Origin of the sequence: Endozoicomonas sp. (assembly GCF_965196975.1) — a bacterium.
Taxonomy (GTDB): domain Bacteria; phylum Pseudomonadota; class Gammaproteobacteria; order Pseudomonadales; family Endozoicomonadaceae; genus Endozoicomonas.
This window is the reverse complement of the sequence record NZ_OZ239981.1, coordinates 395,748-414,097: the sequence shown is the minus strand read 5'-3', so window position 1 is coordinate 414,097 and position 18,350 is coordinate 395,748. Positions and strand designations below refer to the sequence as shown.

General features: G+C 48.1%; 10 protein-coding genes and 1 pseudogene. 7 read left to right on the top strand and 4 right to left on the bottom strand.

Annotated elements, in window-relative coordinates; translation table 11 throughout:
• Window positions 1–30: 30 nt before the first annotated feature.
• Entirely contained in the window at window positions 31–1,767 is a 1,737-nt protein-coding gene (locus ACOCLE_RS01930) for a type I secretion system permease/ATPase (RefSeq protein ID WP_419537278.1), read from the bottom strand.
• 235 nt (window positions 1,768–2,002) lie between these two features.
• Here ACOCLE_RS01930 and ACOCLE_RS01925 point away from each other — a divergent pair, with 235 nt between their 5' ends.
• Window positions 2,003–2,149 carry a hypothetical protein gene (locus ACOCLE_RS01925; protein ID WP_419535286.1) on the top strand — a complete coding sequence of 49 codons (147 nt, stop codon included), beginning with the start codon at window positions 2,003–2,005 and terminating at the stop codon, window positions 2,147–2,149.
• A gap of 264 nt (window positions 2,150–2,413) precedes the next feature.
• Window positions 2,414–2,605 (top strand): annotated as a pseudogene (locus ACOCLE_RS01920) (hypothetical protein); the annotation flags it as partial.
• Between the two features lie 6 nt (window positions 2,606–2,611).
• Here the strand turns inward: ACOCLE_RS01920 and tnpC are convergent.
• Window positions 2,612–4,117: an IS66 family transposase gene (gene tnpC, locus ACOCLE_RS01915; protein WP_419532963.1), complete on the bottom strand. Its 1,506-nt coding sequence runs from the start codon at window positions 4,115–4,117 to the stop codon at window positions 2,612–2,614.
• Between the two features lie 85 nt (window positions 4,118–4,202).
• Window positions 4,203–4,652: a hypothetical protein gene (locus ACOCLE_RS01910; protein WP_419535285.1), complete on the bottom strand. Its 450-nt coding sequence runs from the start codon at window positions 4,650–4,652 to the stop codon at window positions 4,203–4,205.
• A gap of 262 nt (window positions 4,653–4,914) precedes the next feature.
• Between ACOCLE_RS01910 and ACOCLE_RS01905 the strand changes: the two genes are divergently transcribed.
• From ACOCLE_RS01905 to ACOCLE_RS01895, 3 genes are read left to right on the top strand one after another with little or no spacing between them, the layout of a single operon-like run.
• Complete coding sequence (locus tag ACOCLE_RS01905) at window positions 4,915–6,321, top strand: TolC family outer membrane protein (protein ID WP_419535284.1); 1,407 nt, start codon at window positions 4,915–4,917, stop codon at window positions 6,319–6,321.
• Entirely contained in the window at window positions 6,263–6,823 is a 561-nt protein-coding gene (locus ACOCLE_RS01900; protein ID WP_419535283.1) for an OmpA family protein, read from the top strand. The genes ACOCLE_RS01905 and ACOCLE_RS01900 overlap by 59 nt, the downstream gene beginning before the upstream one ends.
• Before the next feature lie 12 nt (window positions 6,824–6,835).
• Entirely contained in the window at window positions 6,836–7,483 is a 648-nt protein-coding gene (locus ACOCLE_RS01895) for a hypothetical protein (RefSeq protein ID WP_419535282.1), read from the top strand.
• On the opposite strand, the gene ACOCLE_RS01890 is transcribed toward ACOCLE_RS01895, so the two are convergent.
• A protein-coding gene (locus ACOCLE_RS01890) for an IS1 family transposase (RefSeq protein ID WP_419534371.1) occupies window positions 7,471–8,174 on the bottom strand; the annotation gives its coding sequence in 2 pieces (ribosomal slippage) (window positions 7,471–7,931 and window positions 7,931–8,174; 705 coding nt in all). The two genes, ACOCLE_RS01895 and ACOCLE_RS01890, sit on opposite strands and share 13 nt — an antisense overlap.
• A 95-nt stretch (window positions 8,175–8,269) precedes the next feature.
• Here ACOCLE_RS01890 and ACOCLE_RS01885 point away from each other — a divergent pair.
• Window positions 8,270–13,621, top strand: coding sequence for an Ig-like domain-containing protein (locus ACOCLE_RS01885; protein WP_419535281.1), 5,352 nt, complete (start codon window positions 8,270–8,272; stop codon window positions 13,619–13,621).
• Window positions 13,558–18,252, top strand: coding sequence for a type I secretion C-terminal target domain-containing protein (locus ACOCLE_RS01880; protein ID WP_419535280.1), 4,695 nt, complete (start codon window positions 13,558–13,560; stop codon window positions 18,250–18,252). The genes ACOCLE_RS01885 and ACOCLE_RS01880 overlap by 64 nt, the downstream gene beginning before the upstream one ends.
• Window positions 18,253–18,350 lie beyond the last annotated feature (98 nt).

The window sequence follows — 18,350 nt, the reverse complement described above, 5'->3', positions numbered from 1 at the left end:
ACCGCAACCATTCTGGCCATGATTTAGCATTCATACTGGCTGTTCTCTGGCATGAACAGGCTGATCGGATACCAGCTTCCCTCCATCCAACATAATGACACGCCCAACAACGGACAACAGGCTACTTCTATGAGTGATGATAATCAGAGTTACATGTTCCGGCAGGCTCTTAAGTGTCTTCTGAACACGGGCGTCCATCAGACTATCCATATGAGCAGAAGGTTCATCAAGAATCAGGATGTCTGGTTTGGATAGCATGGCACGAGCCAATGCAACAGCCCGCCGTTGACCACCAGAGAGCTGTCTTCCACCTTCACCTACCGGGTATTCCAGTGCAGCCAGAGAGTCACCAGTGAAGAGGGTCACACCACAGTTTCTCGCGGTAATCAGCAGATCTTCCTCAGAAAAGCTGGAAGCCCCCATCGCGATGTTATCCATTACTGAACCATGAAATAACCAGGGGTCCTGAGCCAGAAAGCCTATTTTTTTCCTCAGGGTTGCTGGATGAATATCCCCCTGGACAATACCGTCCAGAAATACCTGCCCATTGTCAGGCAGGTACAGTGCTGCCAGAATACGGGCTAGTGTCGATTTCCCCGAGCCAGAACGGCCTACCACAGCCACTCTCTCACCTCTGCTAATGGATAGAGATAAATCATAAAGTGCAGGAGTGACACTATCAGGGTAAGAAAACGACAGCTGCTTTAGCTCGATATTCCCATAAAACTGTTTGATTCTGCGATAGGTCGTTTGCCTACTCTGCTCTTCAGGTGCCCCCATCAATTGATTTATCACCATAAAAGCACTACGAGCCTGGTGATATCGCGTGCCTAGCAGTGCCAGTTGCATAAAAGGCGCAACCGCCCTGCCAGAAAGCATCATAATGGCTATCAATGCCCCCATGTTCACTCTGGCAGTGTTGATGAAAATCACGCCGAAATAAACAATGCCCACGGTTGCCAGTTGCTGAAGCCAGGTGGCTACTGCAGTAACATTGCCGGTAATTGCACGGGTTTTAAGCCCCCAGGTCGCCATATGCCCTGTTGCTTGCTCCCAGCGTTGCTGAAAACGACTTTGTGCTCCAGCAAGCCGCAGGCTTTCAAGGCCGGTAATGCTTTCCACCAGATCCCCATGCTTGCGTGCCGAGAGTCGCTCACTCTCTTCTATGCTCTGACGGAGCGCGGGTTGGACAGCGGCACTGATAAGCGACATAACAATAATAACCAGTATGGGAATCCATACCAGCTGACCTCCCATAAGCCCTATAACGATCAGAAACAGAATGGCAAATGGTAAATCAACCATTGCTGTTAGCGTGGTAGAAGTCATAAACTCCCGAATAGCCTCAAAGTCCTGAACTTGCCGTGCAAATGAGCCCACGGCAGCAGGAGTGAATGACATTCGGATTCCCATAATTTTGGCAAAGAGCTGACTGGACATCAGCAGATCGGACTTTTTGGCAGCTATATCAATAAACCGGGTGCGCAGCTGTCGACAGATCAGTTCGAAAGAAATGACAATAACGACACCAGTTGTCAGCGTGTTCAGCGTAGTGAGTGCCATACCTGGAATAACCCGGTCATAGATCAGGCGAACGAACAAAGGCACCGCAAGAGCAAAAACGTTGACCAGCAGAGACGCTAATAATACTTCCCGATAAATACGTCGCCCTTCCAGTAACGAACCCCAGAACCAGTGATTTCGCCAGTCGGGTGGATAGTTGGGATCACGATCATCCTCAAGCCTTGCCCGACTGAAAAAAACAATTCTATTTTCGTATCAATTCAGTTATTACCCAGACATGATGGACCGTAGAGAGATAGTCATACCGCACATTCATTGGAGTGAGCTTTTCGACGAGATCGAAAAAATCAGAAAGTGGGTTGGGGAGGCAGCAAGCCCGGTTAAAACAATAAAGGAGAATATCGCCAAAGCCGGAGGCTATGTGCCAGGTGCATTAGTTTTGTAATCAATAACCCACGTAGACCAATGGAGAAAAAGAATGTCAGATGAGTATCAGGTTCAATGTGCAGAGTGTTTTTGCACCCTATATTTCGTAACTGGTGGACTCTATGGTATTACGGGCGAACTCTGTGATGCCTGCCAGTCAGCTAAAGATGAGGAAGACTGGGACGATGATGATGATTAACCTGTAACCCAGAACAAGCGCCCTGTCCGTTTTAAAGGGCGCTCAAAACCTCTTCACCACCCCATCTGGAACACATCATCAATTACTTTCAGACAGGCCCGCTAACAAAGCACATTCAGCAGCAAGCTCGTAAATTTTCTTTTTGCATGATGGCTGGATAAACCATATAAAAGCCACCTGCCGATTCAGGACAGACACCTATTTATCAAGGCTCAGGTTGTGCGACAATGACCGAATGCCAATGCCGTGACCGGATGCACCGCCATGCCCATCGACAAATCCAAGCTCACAGAATCCGACATTATTTCCAAGTTTATCCTTCCTGCGATCAAAGACGCTGGCTGGGATGATATGACCCAGATCCGGCAGGAAGTGAAGCTGCGGGATGGAAAGGTCGTGGTTCGTGGCCAGGCAGCGGCTCGCAAGAAAGTGAAGTCGGCAGATATCGTTCTCTATCAGTAACTATTCAGCACCCAGCAAAGGCGTATTGTTGTAATTTCGAACCGCTTTAAGAAGCGCCTGAAATATGTTCAACCCCTGCTTTTTAGCAGATGATAAATAGCTTCGGATTCGGGTAAACATGGTACCTCCGTCTTCGCTTCTGAAGCAGCCTGAGATCTTCTGCTTAAGTTTGGCCATCCTGGCATCACGTTCACTGCCATTGTTATCGAAGGGAATTGAAAAGTCCGACATGAAGCGCAACGTTTCAACCTTAAACTCAATAAGCCTTTTGAACAGGTTGTAGGCCTTGGTATTCCTGACCTTCTTACGTCCAAGCACCTGTCGTTGTTTTTCCATATAAGCGGTTTCCTTCGTGAGAGCCCTTTGAAGGATTTGGTCGTATATCGTCTCAATGCGAAGCTGTATTGCACCAGGCATTTGAGTCAGACCGGCTGCTTTGTATTTCTTGCAGAAGTGCCAGGAGAGCGTAAGCAATTTCATCAGCCGCAGAGCCAGCTTATTCGCATCCCTATCGACAACTCCCTGAAGCTCTCTCAGATGATGGGCATTACAAAGCACATGCACTGCCGCATAGGCAAAGTAGGACTTCCAATGATCGTGAACCAGAATGCCTGCAAAAGTCAGCAGGATGCCCATTGCATCCATTGCTTCACAACCTCGCCTTTCTGAGAGGTAGTAAAGCGTCCATTGGTCATCTCGCATAATGTGTAACCACCACAGTGAACCGTCAACCCGCATGCCAGTTTCATCCGCTCCTGCAACCGGACTTTCTTGTAAAGCATCGCGGATACTCTGCTCAGTAGAGGCCAGGTTCTCATGGGTATAGGCAACAAAATTGGCAACAGAGCCTGCGCTGACACTCATGCAATAAATAGTATTGAAATACTCAGACACCCGGTGATATGGGATGAAGTGATACTGGTTTAAATGAACAGCCATTGCCTGAGTCACTTCTCCGTATTGAGCAGCGGCTTTCACTCCTTGGGGAAACTCAGCGGTGTTCCGTTTACCACAAGGACATACTTTAACGTCTGCCCAGTACGCGGTAACTTCAAATTCTCCGGGTCTACCTGGATCAAAAACCTGTCGCTCAATGTATTTGGTGGGTTTAATATCGATAAGCGAAGACTGGCAACAGCAACATTTTTCAACCTTCAGATGCCTGACATAATCGGGTAAGGCGACACGTCTCAAACAAGAGCCTTGATGACCTTTCTGGCCACCTGGTTTATTGCCTGAAGATGGTCTAAGGCTTTTGGGGTTCGGTGTTTCCTGTGAGGAGCAGGGGGCTTCTTTGGAAGATGTATCACCTTTATCACTCCCTTTTTTACTGGGCTTTTGATAACCATCTGACGATGGTGGCTTACTACTGTTTTGACTGTTTTTATTAACCCTTTCTTCCAGTTCGCTGCAACGTTCCCGTAAAAGCGCATTCTCGGTCCGAAGCTCTTCATTCTCTTTAAGGAGAGCTTCGGTAAACGGAGTAGCTGGGAAGTCTGGTTCCATACTGGAGATTTGTTAGAAAAATTGAGTATAAGATGATGGTCGAAAAATCAGAAAATTCCAGATTTATATGAAGGGTGCTGAATAGTTACCTATTTTCAATACTCTGAAGAAATACATCTGGAGGTAAACGCTCAGCTGCCATCCCAACTTTTGGTTGCCGGAACTCAACATACTCTTTAGTGATCTCTACAACAACGATGGGTGACTGTTCAAACCAGACAATACAGGGAAGGCACGACGGTGGGCAGTTTTCTTCCAGTGATTCGTGAGGGACAAGCGGTCTGGTGAACATACTAAGCCCTGCATTCCCAGCTGCTCGCTCCAGATATTGATCAGCGAACTCATCTGATTTAACGGGCAGCCCCGTCAGAACGCTTTCTGCGATGACTCTGACTCCATGAAACCTGGCAATCCAGATCAAGCTGGTTAATAAAGGGCTTTGCGCCATGGCAACTCCATAGAGGGGCAGGTTCTGTTTAGCAAAGACAGAGCCTAGAGTAGAAATCTCCCCCCCGCCATTCTCAGTCAGACACAAAAAAATCATCTATTCTTAGTCAGACTTTTATATCACGGGTTCTTGTCAGTTTTTAATTCTCAGATAGTTCTTATTGTTTTCCTGAACCTCACCCCCCCATTGCGGGAAAGATCATCCCCGGAACATTTTCAACACTGTTATGAGCATGAAGCGTCTTTCCTGTATGAATCACTTTCGGTTATGGCTATCAGCATTCCTAATCACGTCGACTATTTCGTCATTGAAAGCACAAAGCCTTGAGGAGGCAGTCTCCACTGCACTGATGACTAGCCCTAAACTCCATCATGCAATTCAGAAAGTACAAACCCGCCTTCATGAGGAAAGCATTGCCAAATCAGGATTTCTGCCAACACTGAATGTTCAGGGAGGCTCCGGCTATGAGTGGTCCTCCAACCCAACAACCCGTGCCGGTGGGCCTAACAGTGATGACAGTCTTCACCGGTATGAGTCTTCCATTGCGCTTCGCCAAGTGCTTTTTTCCGGTTTTTCAACAGTACACGACAGTAAAAGATCTGAAGCGTCAACACGCTCTGAACAGTACCGTCTGATAACGACAGCTTCCGAGATGGCGTTAAAAGTCGCCCAGACCTATCTGGCGGTAATCATGATGGAGAGGGCACTGACCATGTCCGAACAAAATCTGAAGATTCATCAGGATATCTACTACAACATATTTAAACGTTCTGAGTCCGGCGTGCAGAGCACGGCAGACCTCAGCCTTGTCAGCGGCAGGCTGGCCAGGGCTCAGTCTAATACGATTTCCGCTGAAAATAATTTGCAGGATGCCCGTTTCCAGTTAATGAGACTGGTTGGGGTTCCAACTCATTCTCTGCACGAGCCTGTACCTGATTCTGACTTACTGCCAGATACGATGGAGCAGGCAATACTACTGGCTGGCAAAAACTACCCATTACTCAAATCGGCGCTCCAGGACAATCACGCAGCAGAAAGTGAGTACCTGGCCAGCAAGGGACGCTTCTACCCAGAGATTTCCTTTGAGGCGACCCGATCATGGAACTACAACATGAATGGCGTGATCGGGCGTGATGATGATTACAATCTGATGTTCCATGCCCGTTACAACCTGTTTAATGGCGGTGCTGATTCTGGCCGGATGAAGGTCTCTTTGAGCCGTTGGAACGAAGCGAAAGATATATACCATCAGGCATTTCTGGACACCCAGGAAGAAGCCCGTCTTGCATGGGAAGCCCATACTCAGCTAAACAAACAAATCCCCCAATTACAGAAACACGTCGGCTACAGCCTGGATACGGTATCCGCTTACCGAAGACAATTTGCCCTGGGAGAAAGATCGTTACTGGATGTATTGAATGCAGAGAATGAAAGCCTTGAAGCTGAACTGGCATGGAACCGGGCATGGGCTGCACAGCTTGATTCATGCTACCGGCTTCTCCACATAACCGGTCGACTCCTTGATTCATTCAGACTGACGCTACCAGCAGACTGGCATCCAGAAAGTTCTTCAGGGCACAGTCTCGGGCGGAAAACTCATACACAGACTCACAGGGAAAACAGGTTTGATGATCAGTCCCAACTCCTTACGCAACCTGATACTAACGGTGCTAATACCGGTTTTGATGAACGGCTGCATGAGCCAAAAAACCGGAATCACGTCATATCATCAACAAATACTCGATATACACGATGATGATCTTGATGGTGTAATTAATGAAAGAGATCACTGCTTAAATACCCCTGTCGGTGCATCAGTTAATAATGTCGGCTGCCCGCAATGGGAAACGGTTCTGAACCAGTATGCACAGACGATTTTTTTCTCCAGAGATTCATCCTCTCTCTCAGATCCTAAGGCGCAAAAGGTTCTGCAAGAAATTGCCTCTGTAGTTATAGATAACCCCCAGAGCACAATCATACTCACCGGATATAGCAGTCAACCAGCATCTGATGACTACAATCTGAAGCTTTCACAGAGGCGAGCAGAGCATGTCCAACAGCAGTTAATCCAAAACTTTGGACTGAGTACTGACCAAATCAAAGTTCGCTGGAAAGGTGAACAAAATCCAATAAAGTCAGGCAATACTCCTCAAGCCAACCAGGCAAACCGAAGAGTAACCGCTCTGGTCATTAACGAACAAAACCGTCCAATCAAGAAATGGTCTGCTCAAACATTTCCTCAACCTGTTTTTCAGTGATTGGTGGAGGCCATGAAAAAAATCATTCAACTGGACAGCAGTAATATTGTCACAAAAGTTTTGGGAGATGCCTGGAAATTATTACCTGATGGAACACAGCGCCCTTTGTTGGAGGGGGAGCTACTCATTACCGGAGATCGAATTGAGCTTAATGACAATAGTCATATTGAGCTTACCCCTGTAGACAGTATTTCTGGTTCTGGTGCTGACGAAGTGCTGTTAGGAGGATCAGAGCCTTCGGTTGCCAGTACTGATTCGCCATTTCAAGGTACTGAAAAATCGGATGACCTGACAATTGATAGCCTGATAGAGCCCTGGTCTGTGGAACTCATACCACTTCAGGTTATACCAACAGCCGGTTACGCAACAGGAATAGATAACCACTCAGAAAATACTGAACAACGATGGATAACCCCGGAAGAGCGGCAATATATGGATGACCGGGCAGTCATTGTGATCAGAGAGCCCATTACTGCTGACAATATCATTAATCACGAGGAGTCTCTGGCATTTGAAATAAGCGGGTTTGTTTATCATGTGGAGGCGGGACAACCGATTACTCTGACATTGACCGATAGCCAGGGACAAAGCGTTGAGCTGAACACCGTTGTCTTTCCCGATGCCCTGAGCTGGAAAACGGTGATGTATCAAAACTGTTGATAGTGGTTTCGCGAGATAAATTCCCCGATAACCTTATCATGAATGTCTATTGATCTTGAGAAGCAAATAGTCCTTCTGGATAACCGTTTCAAGCAAGTTCTCAAGGTCAGATTCTGCCGCTCAATCCGCTGAGTAAAGTGCTTTCCAATGATATGTTTATCTTCTGGTAAACAGGATGTGTATGGCTGCCAGTCATCTGTGCAGTAAAAACTAACTTTGAAGCGGGCCAGACGCCCCAACAGCTTTTTGAGCGTCTCTGTGCTTCTGGAGCCGAACGCATGGGCAATGATCTTCTTGAAACGTGGCTCCCATGCATAAAACAGCCAGCGTTGCTGCTTCTTGCTACCAACAAATGACCACTGCTCATCCATTTCGAAAATAATCTTGACTTGGGCATTTTCGAAGGGGAGTTGTGTTACTGTTGGCGGGTCGAGTTTTTTAAATGAGCCAATACAGTCGTTGGACTGATCTCAAGGACACGTCCGATATCTCTGACCCCGGAGCCATTCATGGTCATCTTTATGATCTGCTCATGAGTACCAGGCAGATTGCCATTATAGCGATACTCAAGTTGGAAGCTCTTATTACAGTCCTTGCATCTATACCGCTGGTGACCCGTTTCAGCTTTCCCGTTCTTAACAACATTGATCGTTTGTTGACAATGGATACAGGCAACTTGAACTACAGCCATAGATGACTCAAAAAGTTAGGAATGTATCAGATCAACAGCTCTGACACATCACCTGGAAAACACCCGTTGAAAAGCTTGGAGCCGAAGGATATGGATTGATTGACGGTACTGTCACCATCAAAGCTGAAACCATTGACCTTGCCGGTAATCATGCCGAAGACACATCAACGTTCCTGCTGGATACGGTGACAGAAGTCACTATCGATCTCGCTCCTGAAAGCGACTCCTGTGACGATGATCAGGATAATGTGACCAATGACACGACACCATTAATTCAGGGTACCGGAGAAGCTGGGGCATCGATTAATCTTTTCGACGATGGAAACCTGGTAGCTGAAGGTATTAAGGTTAATGACAGTGGACAGTGGTCAACCAGAATACTTACCCCCCTTAAGGATGGCGTGCATAATCTGACGGCATCTGCTACGGACATAGCGGGCAATCAAGCATCAAGCAGTCTGGAAGTCACCATCGATACCTATACCAAAGTATGGGTCAATGATCTGGATACCTTTCAAAAAACAGAGTTTGAACCAACAATTTCCGGTGAAACCGGTGGGGTCGCCAATGGTAAGGTGGTGAATGTCGATGCCTCTGATTTTTCCTCTCTTTTCACAGCGAAACCGGTTGTGCATGACAACCTGTGGAGCACCAACCTTCCTCCTACGCCCATAAAACCCGGCAGCCCTTACCATGTAGTCGCTGTTGTTCGCGATCGGGCATGTAACCTGGCCAGTGACCATGTAGTAACTCTGGGAAATCCGTTACCTGTGACACTGACCGAGAAAGAGAACCTTGGCTCCAGCGTATCCATTGATCCCGTTTCAGATCAGGAGACTCACTTATCCATTGAGACTGGTTTTCTCTCTGACCTTCCTGACAACCTGTCCATTATTGATTCCGGACGTATTTTTCCCATTCGCTGGCAGCTTAACTCACCACAGGAACTGAAAGCTGTTTATGAAATCAATAGCAACATAAAAACAGCATTGGCATTCTCGGTACCAGAGACCGGTAATGGGCTTTCCGCATTAACCCTCTACCCCCCTTTGAAGCACCCTGATGGTGCTGGCAACAACACCATTGAGTTTGATATCCCTTATCAGAAAAGCCGCTATTCCCCGACCTTTTCCCGCTTTCACCACTCAAAGGCTGGCGTTCACGTTACCGTCGTAGATGACACCCCTGAAGCCATCGACCATGAAACAGTGGGTTTAAAGGAAGGAGAACAGACAAGCTGGGAGGACAGTGGCGGAAAACTCTTTCATAAGCAGGATACTGGAGCAGATGGCGGTCAATTATCGCACATCAACCATATTGCACTGGATACCGCTAATGAAGTGCATGATGGCATGCTTGCAGGCTATTACACATTTGACGGCAATTATGGACAACTCTATGTCAAACCTGATGGTACATGGGTTTATCAAGCAAAATTTGATCTTGTTCATAAGCAGGGAGAAACCCTGGATGATACGTTTACCTTTACCCTGACGGACTTTGATGGTGACAACAGTGATGCACACATCACCTTTGCCGTTGCAGATGGCCCCCCTCTGTCCTTCAGTGGTGATTCCGTCAGTGAGATGACCATAGATCAGGAGTGTGACCAGCCAAAGCCTGTACCAGACAATGGCCAGTTACTGATCATTAAGGGATCTGATCCCATACCACCCGAAAAACTTACGTTTGACCTGACAGCAACCATCGAGCAGCTCAAAGCCTCATTAGATAAAAAAAATCCAAACAGTCATGGCATTCCCCTGGATCTGGACAACCTGCACCCTGACCCAGCAATTCAATCACTGACTCTATCAACAGTTGATGGATCTCCTGTTTTCAAGATCAGCCTTATCAATATCAGCACAACCTCTGAAGGCAACCTGGCAGCGACGCTTAATGTAGAGCAACTCAACTCTTTTGATGTCTATGGCCCTGAACCTGCCAGCCTTCCTCTCACCATTACGGCCAGTGATCATGATATCAATACCGTAACGCATCGCGTTGCTCTGACCATTATTGATGGTGGTATTACGCTTCACGATGATTTTGCTGAAGTCATAGAAGGTGAAACGGTTACCGGGAATTTACTGGCCAACGACCAGCTGTGTATGGATGCGGTTACAGTTACACAGGTCACCATTGATGAGACCGCCTTTCGAACCACCAAGATCAACGATCAGTTCAGAGTCAGCTTTTTACCATCAACCCCTATTGATACCCCTTTAGGCAGCCTGGTTGTTCAGAGTAATGGAGACTATGTTTTCAGGGCACATGACTCCCTGAAAAATAACCCTGACCCAATCGCATTTACTTTTGACTATTCCGTACAAGACAGCAGTGGTGATACTGCTACGGCGACAGCCGTCATCGATATTCTGGATGGTGCTGCCCCAACAGGCGGTAAAGATGCCACTCTGATCATTACTGAAGCCAACCTCAGCCACCCTCCGTTTTACCCGGAGTATAAGACCACTGGCATTTATACCCTGAAAGGTGATGGATCTGATCCCGTCGCTCCCGGTAGCCTTCACTTTGACCTTCCCCATGGTGCGCTGGACAACATTCTCACTTCAACTGGGCTTCCAGTCACCTTTCAACGAGAGAACCATGTACTTAAAGGCATAGTTAGTCCTCCAGGCCTGCAACCGATTCCTGTGATTGATTTCAAAATCGCCTCGGTATCACCTGTTGGTAAAGACCTGCAGGTGCAAATCAAGGGTGAACTCTTTCGACCGCTGGACCATATCAATAAAGCCACAGGCTCAGAGTTCATCGATATTACCGATCATAAAATCACCTTAAAACTTCCCTATTCCTTTAGCGATCATGATGGAACACCTGCCCTGAAGGAAGGTACGTTCACCACCACCATTATTGACGGTTCCCCACCCTTTCTTGCCCATATAGCCACCGTAACGTTGGAAGAGGTGAATTTTCCCGTCAGTCGTACCGGGGAAATGATTACCAGTCCATCGTCTGACACAATTGTTCCATCAAGTTGGCAGTTCCTATCAGCTCAACCAGGCCTTGAAGGGCTTTTTTCAAATGGTCACCCACTGGCATACACAGTCAATGGTAGGGCGATACATATTTTTGAAGAAAATGTGCCCAGTCAGGAAGTATTAACCATTGAGCTGACGAATGAACCCAGCCCAGAGCACATCACAGCACTTTTCTACCGAGTAACACTCAAGCAGGCCATGGATCAGGACAAAGGGACATGGCCTTTGAAAGTGCTGACTGAAGTTCAGGATTATGATGGCGATATCACGCAGCACAACCTGATCGTCAACGTCATTGATAGAGACGATAACCTCAGTATTGATATCGCCCTGGATGATATGGGGCTGATTGAACCTCTCTACCAGGGAGCTCCGGTGAGTGAAAGCAGCCAGGTCAGCATTGATGCGGGCACGGATGCGGTTCGTGAGGTTTACTTCCTGAAGCCTGCAGTAGATACACAGGATTATGCGATTGAAAATGATGGGCAGCAGCTCAAGGCCGATGGCAAACCACTGAAGTATTTTTATGGCCCGGATGGTTCCTGGGAAGCCTGGTCAATGGATTCCGGTACCCAGCATGCAAAAATATTCAAATTATCATCGATTCCTCCCGACAGCACTCCCATCGTCATTGATCCCAATACAACAGGAACCACCCGGCTTCAGATTACCTGGTATCACTACCTTGATCACTTAACAGCGGCCGGTGAAAACAAAGAGCTGATCCCCATAACCTTGACGGTTCAAGCTAAAGACAGTGATGGCACTACGGTAGAAGACCAGTTCACCCTGAAGCTATTTGATGGTGCGCTGCCGTTGCCTGGTGAAATAGTGAACCCACCCCAGGTCATTGATATTAACTGGGGCGAACATAATAGCTCAGAAGGTACTATTTTCTTCACGGCTGGATCAGACAAACCAGTACCAACGTTTGATCTCGATACCATTAAAACAGCCTTTTCAGGCATCCAGTCGGATGCTCAACCTCTGGATAAGTTTGAGCTGATCAATACGCCAGACACTCAGCTAACCATCAGTCGTCAGGACGGACATCCGGTTTTACGCTTTTCCATAAAAAATGTGCAAGCCGACCAGGCAACGGTACTGTTTGAGCAACTGGACAACCTCGACCACCCAAAGGAGCCTGGAGACCAGGATGACCTCATTGAGTTATGCATTCCGATACTTCTGGGAGACAGCGACAAAGAAATTGTCACCAAAAGCATGGACCTGATATTCCGTGTTATTGATACTAACCCAACCGCTCATCCGGATCATTTCTACAAAGGGTATGCCATCGCAGAAGAAGGCACTCTCCTTAATGCTTCACCAGAAAGAAACCTGTTGATTAATGACGAGTTGAAGGCTGACGCTGACCCGGCCCATATTCATGCATTGGAATATAACAACAATATCTTCCCCCTTGGCTGGAGCAATATGGTCACCGTCGATACGGATATCGGAGAGCTGTCACTCCATTTTGATGGTGAATGGTCTCTGCAAACTCTACCCCATATAGATCATAGTCAGGGTGAAAATTTTACGGCGGTTCTCAACGCGGCAATTATTGATGGGGATGGTGATACCTCTAATGCCCCTTTTACCATTACGATCTCAGATCAGCAGGCCCGGTTTGAGAATATCAAAAGTGCAGATGGTCTTGAGGATCCACCGGAGCCTTTGCCTTTCGTCTTTCAGCTGAATCTAGGCGATCTGGATCGTCATGAAAGCATCAGCAAACTATCCATTGACGTCAGTGATCTTCAGGGAGGAACCCTGACACTGAATAGGCTTCCTGTCACGGACACTGCCGGTGAAGTACTGATCCCTCCAGACAGCCTGGAAGTCAAGGATGTCAATGGCGACAGAATCTACACCAGCAGAAATCTGGGCTACATCCCTGCTGAGGATGCCTCTGACTATACCTTCACTGATCACCAGATAACCCTTAACCTGAAGGCTCATATCACCAAGACACCGGGCCCGGATCAAGACCTCAGCTCCCCAGTAGTTATCCATGTTAAAGGCATAGCGGCCCCCCCAATCTGGCCCGAACAGATACCGGCAGTCACCGGCGAAGAGGATCAGAACATTCCACTGGGCAGCAGTATAAAAGCAGAGCTAAAAGACAAGGATGGATCAGAAGTCCTCTCATACGAGATAACGCAATTACCCGATAGCATGAAGCTGTTTTCTCATGGACGGGAAATTGATGCAGGGGCCACGCTGACTCCAGAACAGTTTGAACAGCTGGTTGTTCAATCTGATGAACGAGTGGCAGGCTGGAAATCAAGGTTGACGCCATTGCTACAGAGCAGGGTTATTTTGCGGTTGAAACCGCACGATCACCGGCTACCATTGTCGTCAATGTTCAACCTGTGGCAGACCCTCCAACACTGGTGGTCATGCCTGCCGGTGCAGACCCCGATACGGTTAAGATAACCGGGAATGAAGATGAGCGCATTGCCATTGGCAGCCACATCAAGGCTGCCCTTGTGGATACGGACGGATCTGAAAGCCTTTTCCTGAAAGTCACACCATTGGTTAAACCCGGAGAAGATATTGGCCAACTGTGGGTTCAGCAGGGAAGTATCTGGACAGAAATAAAGCCAGGCCCAACAAATAGTTTTGAAGCAACTGGGCCGGATATTGACCACCTTTATTATCAACCCGGAAAAGATCGAAGCTCAGCAAACTTTGATGATGTCCGTTTGCAGGTTAATGCCATCAGCCGTGAGTCGGCTCAGGATGGTGTTGCACCAGCAGCTGGAAAAGAAGAAGCCCTATCACCAGACCGGTTTATTCAAATAAGTATTAAAGGGGTTCCAGATATTCCAGAAGTGACGCCTAATGATACCTGGACCATGAACCCGGACGATGCCTATGAGTTGATTGGCCATGGCAAAGAAGACCAGCGACTGCCACTGGTATTTGATCTTCACTCAACGGATATCGATGGTTCCGAAAGTCTTAACTCCGTTGTGGCACTGGAAGATAGCCGGTTTCGTCTGGAAGATAACCACGGGCGACAGCCTCCCATTGCTTATGTTGTCAATGGGAAACCGCTGTACCAGATAACGCCAGCCGACCTTATCTCTGGTAAATATCTGCTGAAACCACCGTTGGACTATGCCGGTGAGCTGCTGGTGCCCATGAAGATTCTGGTAACAGAGCTGGACGGAGCCTATGCCATTTTTGACTACCAGCTTCGAGCCATCTTTGAGCCGGTGGTGGATACCCGGGATCAATCCATCGAGCCCATCCAGGGTAATGAAGTTGAACTGAACCGAGCCGGTAAATTTCTCTCGGGTGGTGCACCACTTGCCCTTACTGGGTTCACCCTGGGTGACAGTGATGGCAGTGAGTCCATTACCGATATTACCGGCTTCAATTTGCCTGCCGGCTTCCAACTGATGGTAAATGGCGTATTGATGGACAACCAGTGTGGTTCACTGGCTGAACATCTGGGCGGTCTGGAAGCGCTGAAAAGGACGCTTGCTGAGGGGAGTATCCGCATTGTACCCGTCCATCCCGATGGAACGATTGACAGTGATTACCCAACACCCACCAGCCAGAGTAGCGACTTCAGTTTTACCGTAGAAATCACGGATCAGCAGAATGGATTAACGGCGAAAAAAGAGGTAGCTGTCAGTGGACATATCGACTGGCGGGGTGAAGTTGATGGTGAACAGCCACCAGCTACACCATTCAATCCGGATAAAAACACCCAGGTAACCATCGATAATCCCGGGCCTCTTACAGGAAATGACTTTTCACTGGAAGCATTAAAGCTTGTCTCCACTGATAAAGATGACAGTGAGCGGATAAAAGACGACAAACGACCTCAATATGAGATCGCTGTTTATGATCCAGCGGGAAACAAGGTAACAGGAGACTGGCATCTTCAAACCTCTGGAGGGCAGGAGCTGATCTTTGATAATGACGAGTGGCTGATCCAAAGTGGTGGACTCGATGGCGTATCGGTTCATTTTACCGAGAAGGGCACGTACTTTATCCACACGAAAGTCATTGTTGAAGACATTGGGGACGAAGAAGCTCGCTATGCCCGGATGCAGGTCATTGTCGAAGATAATACGGGTGGCCCAGATGAACCGACGCCACCGGAGAACATCGTTGTCTGCTCAGAACCGGTAGAAGGAAAAGAGGATTACTACTTCTCCATTCCAGACCATTGCATCAACCTGGACCAGACCCACACCTCGACCGAGGAAGAAACCACATTCCGCATAACGGTGGCGGATCTTCACGGATGGAGTCTTAAAGGTTTCACAACGGTGTACTGGAATAACGATGGTGAGGTCACCGAATACATAACCAAGCCGGAAGACGTCGGAAACCTTCAATTCCGCCCACCCAGGGACTTTTCCGGAGAGGACAGCATCACCTATCACATATTGAAGAGAAATATCGATTCCGATCAGACCAGCAAAACAGACTTCAAGATCTCATTCAGGGTACTTCCGGTTGTGGAAAACTCACCGGATGAGCCACCGGAAGATTCGGTATATGACTTGAGAGCCTGGACAGAACCGGCTGCCGAAGCCGATGAGTGGAAGGATGCGGATCATCCCGAGCTCATGCATCTGCAGTTAAGAACCACCGATATTGATGGCTCGGAAACCATCGAAAAAGTTGTTTTTAAACCGCCCGAAAATATCGTCATCAGTGGTAATGGACTTCAACCAGACAACTCGGTCTATCGGCAAGTATCCGAAACAGAAGCGCAGTTTGAGCAACGGATAGCTGGCTTCACCTTCACTCCCGGACCGGGGCTACCCGCCGGAACCTATTCCATGCCACTTGAGGTGGAAGTACTGGATACCGCTCCGGGAACGGGAGATACCGACAGAAAAGTATTTACCAAATCGATCGACCTGATTGTCAAACCGGTCAACCACTGTGCAACCCTGACTGCACAAAATCAGGAAGGTTATGAAGACTCAGATATTCCTATCACCGGGCTGATTGCTGCACTGAACGATAATGATGGTTCTGAGGTCATCTCTGTTGTGCTCTCCGGTGTCCCTGACGGTGCAGTGATCAAGGACAGTTCTGGAACCCCTCTGCCCTTTAACGGCAATGGAAAATGGCAGATTCCAGAATATTTGATGGATAACACCGGCCATATACAGCCACTGTCATTCAGGCCAGTAAAAGACTTCAGTGGTGTTGTTGAACTGACCCTGAACAGCCACAGCCACGAACAGAGTTTGAGTACGGTTTGCAGTAATGAGCAGGCATTTCAGGTTACGGTACAGCCCGTAGGTGACCCAATCACACTGGATCAAATTCCCAAATCGCTGACGGGTGATGAAAACATACCCATCGTCTTTCATCTGAATGCTAAAACTACGGACAGCCATGACCATCCGGAAGGCCTTCAGGCAACGTTTACGATTTTACCAGGTAGCGCTGCCACACTGATGCCTCCAGAGCCGGAGGCCATCAAGCCCAGCCTTATCATTCCAGGCATCACACCCGCAACGTTCTCTCCCAATACCTCAGGTGGTTACACCGCAACCATAGAAACACCAGATGCTACATTACCCAATCTGGAATTTAATCCGGGTGATGGTCATGGAACACTGCTGATGTCTTTAGCCGTACGCTCTGTGGATAAAACCGATGGACTGATAACAGCCTATGGGCCTGAAGTGGTGATGGACAGCACCATTACCATTGCGCCAAAGTCCGACAAACCCTCGCTGCAGATTGATCGCAAAAACATTATCACCGCTGTAGAAACACCGGCACCTCTGTTTATTCAGGCTTCAGTCGTCAATCCAGCTGTGGCTGCCAACAACCTGGTTGGTACTGAGCTCTATACCCTTGTTCAGGGACTTCCCAGCAGTGCATCACTGGTTAATCATGCTGGAACATCAACAGGTACTCCGTCCTCCAGCCCTTCGAGTATTGCTCTGGTCAACAATGAACTTCAAGACCTGTATCTTAAAGATCATCAAACTGGGAGATATATCCTGGATGTGGAAGCCATTTCTGATGTCGGTGATGGAGATAAGCAGAACAGTGATGTCATACCCCTGAACGTTGTGGTGGTTGAAAGAAGCCAAAACATCAGTGGCACACCAAACAACGATATTATTGTCTCCGATGGAACTGCACCGAAGATCTCCGCAGGCAATGGGGATGACCTCATTTCCGGGGGCAGAGGTGAAAACCAGATGCTCCCCGGCCCAGGTAACAATACGGTCTGGGGGGGAGAGTACTCAGGCTCTGGTGATGGCCTACGTGATGCGTTCCTCTTTGAGGCTGGCGATACAGGCACAACTGCTATTCAGGACTTCGAGCCCGGCGTGGATGTGATTGATTTAAGCAAGCTACTTAGCCTCGACAATGTATGGTCCAGCAGCGATCTGGCAAAGCTGGTCACTGTTGATGAAATGGATGGAAAAGCGCGAATTACCGCACTTTCCGAGGTTATTACACTGGATACCATACCACTGGAAACGCTATTGCCGGGTGGAAGCGCAATGGATCCCGCAGAACGTTTAAGCTCGCTGGTTGAACAGGGTCAGCTGATCGTCTCCCATCAGTTTGGCCACGAAGGAAAAGACACCCTGTATGCACCACCAGCTGCTGAACTGAAAGGCGATGGCATTGTGAATGCCGGTGCTGGAGATGATCACCTGTATGCCAACAATGAGGGCAGCAAACTGAGAGGTGGGCCTGGCAACGATATTCTGGAGCTCAGCCCAACCACCCATGCAATGGATACGCTCTACTGGCTGAAAGAAGACGCTGGCAGTGAAGCAACACCCGCTTATGACCGGGTACTTAATTTCCACGATGCAGAGGACGTTATCGATATCACGGGTTTCCTGCCTGCAGAAGCCAGCGCTCAGCCTTATGATTACATGGAGCTGAACGCCAATGGCAGCAGCACTAACCTGAATCTTGCCAGTGCAACAGCCCATCAATGGAGCAATACTATTGAACTCTCGGGTGTTGACTGGTTACAGGGCAGCAGTTCGGAAGATGCTCTGAAATATCAGCTGGAACAGGGTTACCTGATCACCGGGTTTACCATTTAAAGGTTCCAGTAGGGGTAGTTACGGTTACCCTTTCACATATTCAGACTTGCCAAATCACTGCTTCGGGTACGACACTATGCAGTTTTGATCAGCCACTG

Coding starts and splice junctions, on each gene's coding strand:
- ACOCLE_RS01925 (WP_419535286.1), top strand. CDS start 2,003: ATGTCAGATGAGTATCAGGTTCAATGTGCAGAGTGTTTTTGCACCCTA.
- tnpC (WP_419532963.1), bottom strand. CDS start 4,117: ATGGAACCAGACTTCCCAGCTACTCCGTTTACCGAAGCTCTCCTTAAA.
- ACOCLE_RS01905 (WP_419535284.1), top strand. CDS start 4,915: ATGACTAGCCCTAAACTCCATCATGCAATTCAGAAAGTACAAACCCGC.
- ACOCLE_RS01900 (WP_419535283.1), top strand. CDS start 6,263: ATGAGCCAAAAAACCGGAATCACGTCATATCATCAACAAATACTCGAT.
- ACOCLE_RS01895 (WP_419535282.1), top strand. CDS start 6,836: ATGAAAAAAATCATTCAACTGGACAGCAGTAATATTGTCACAAAAGTT.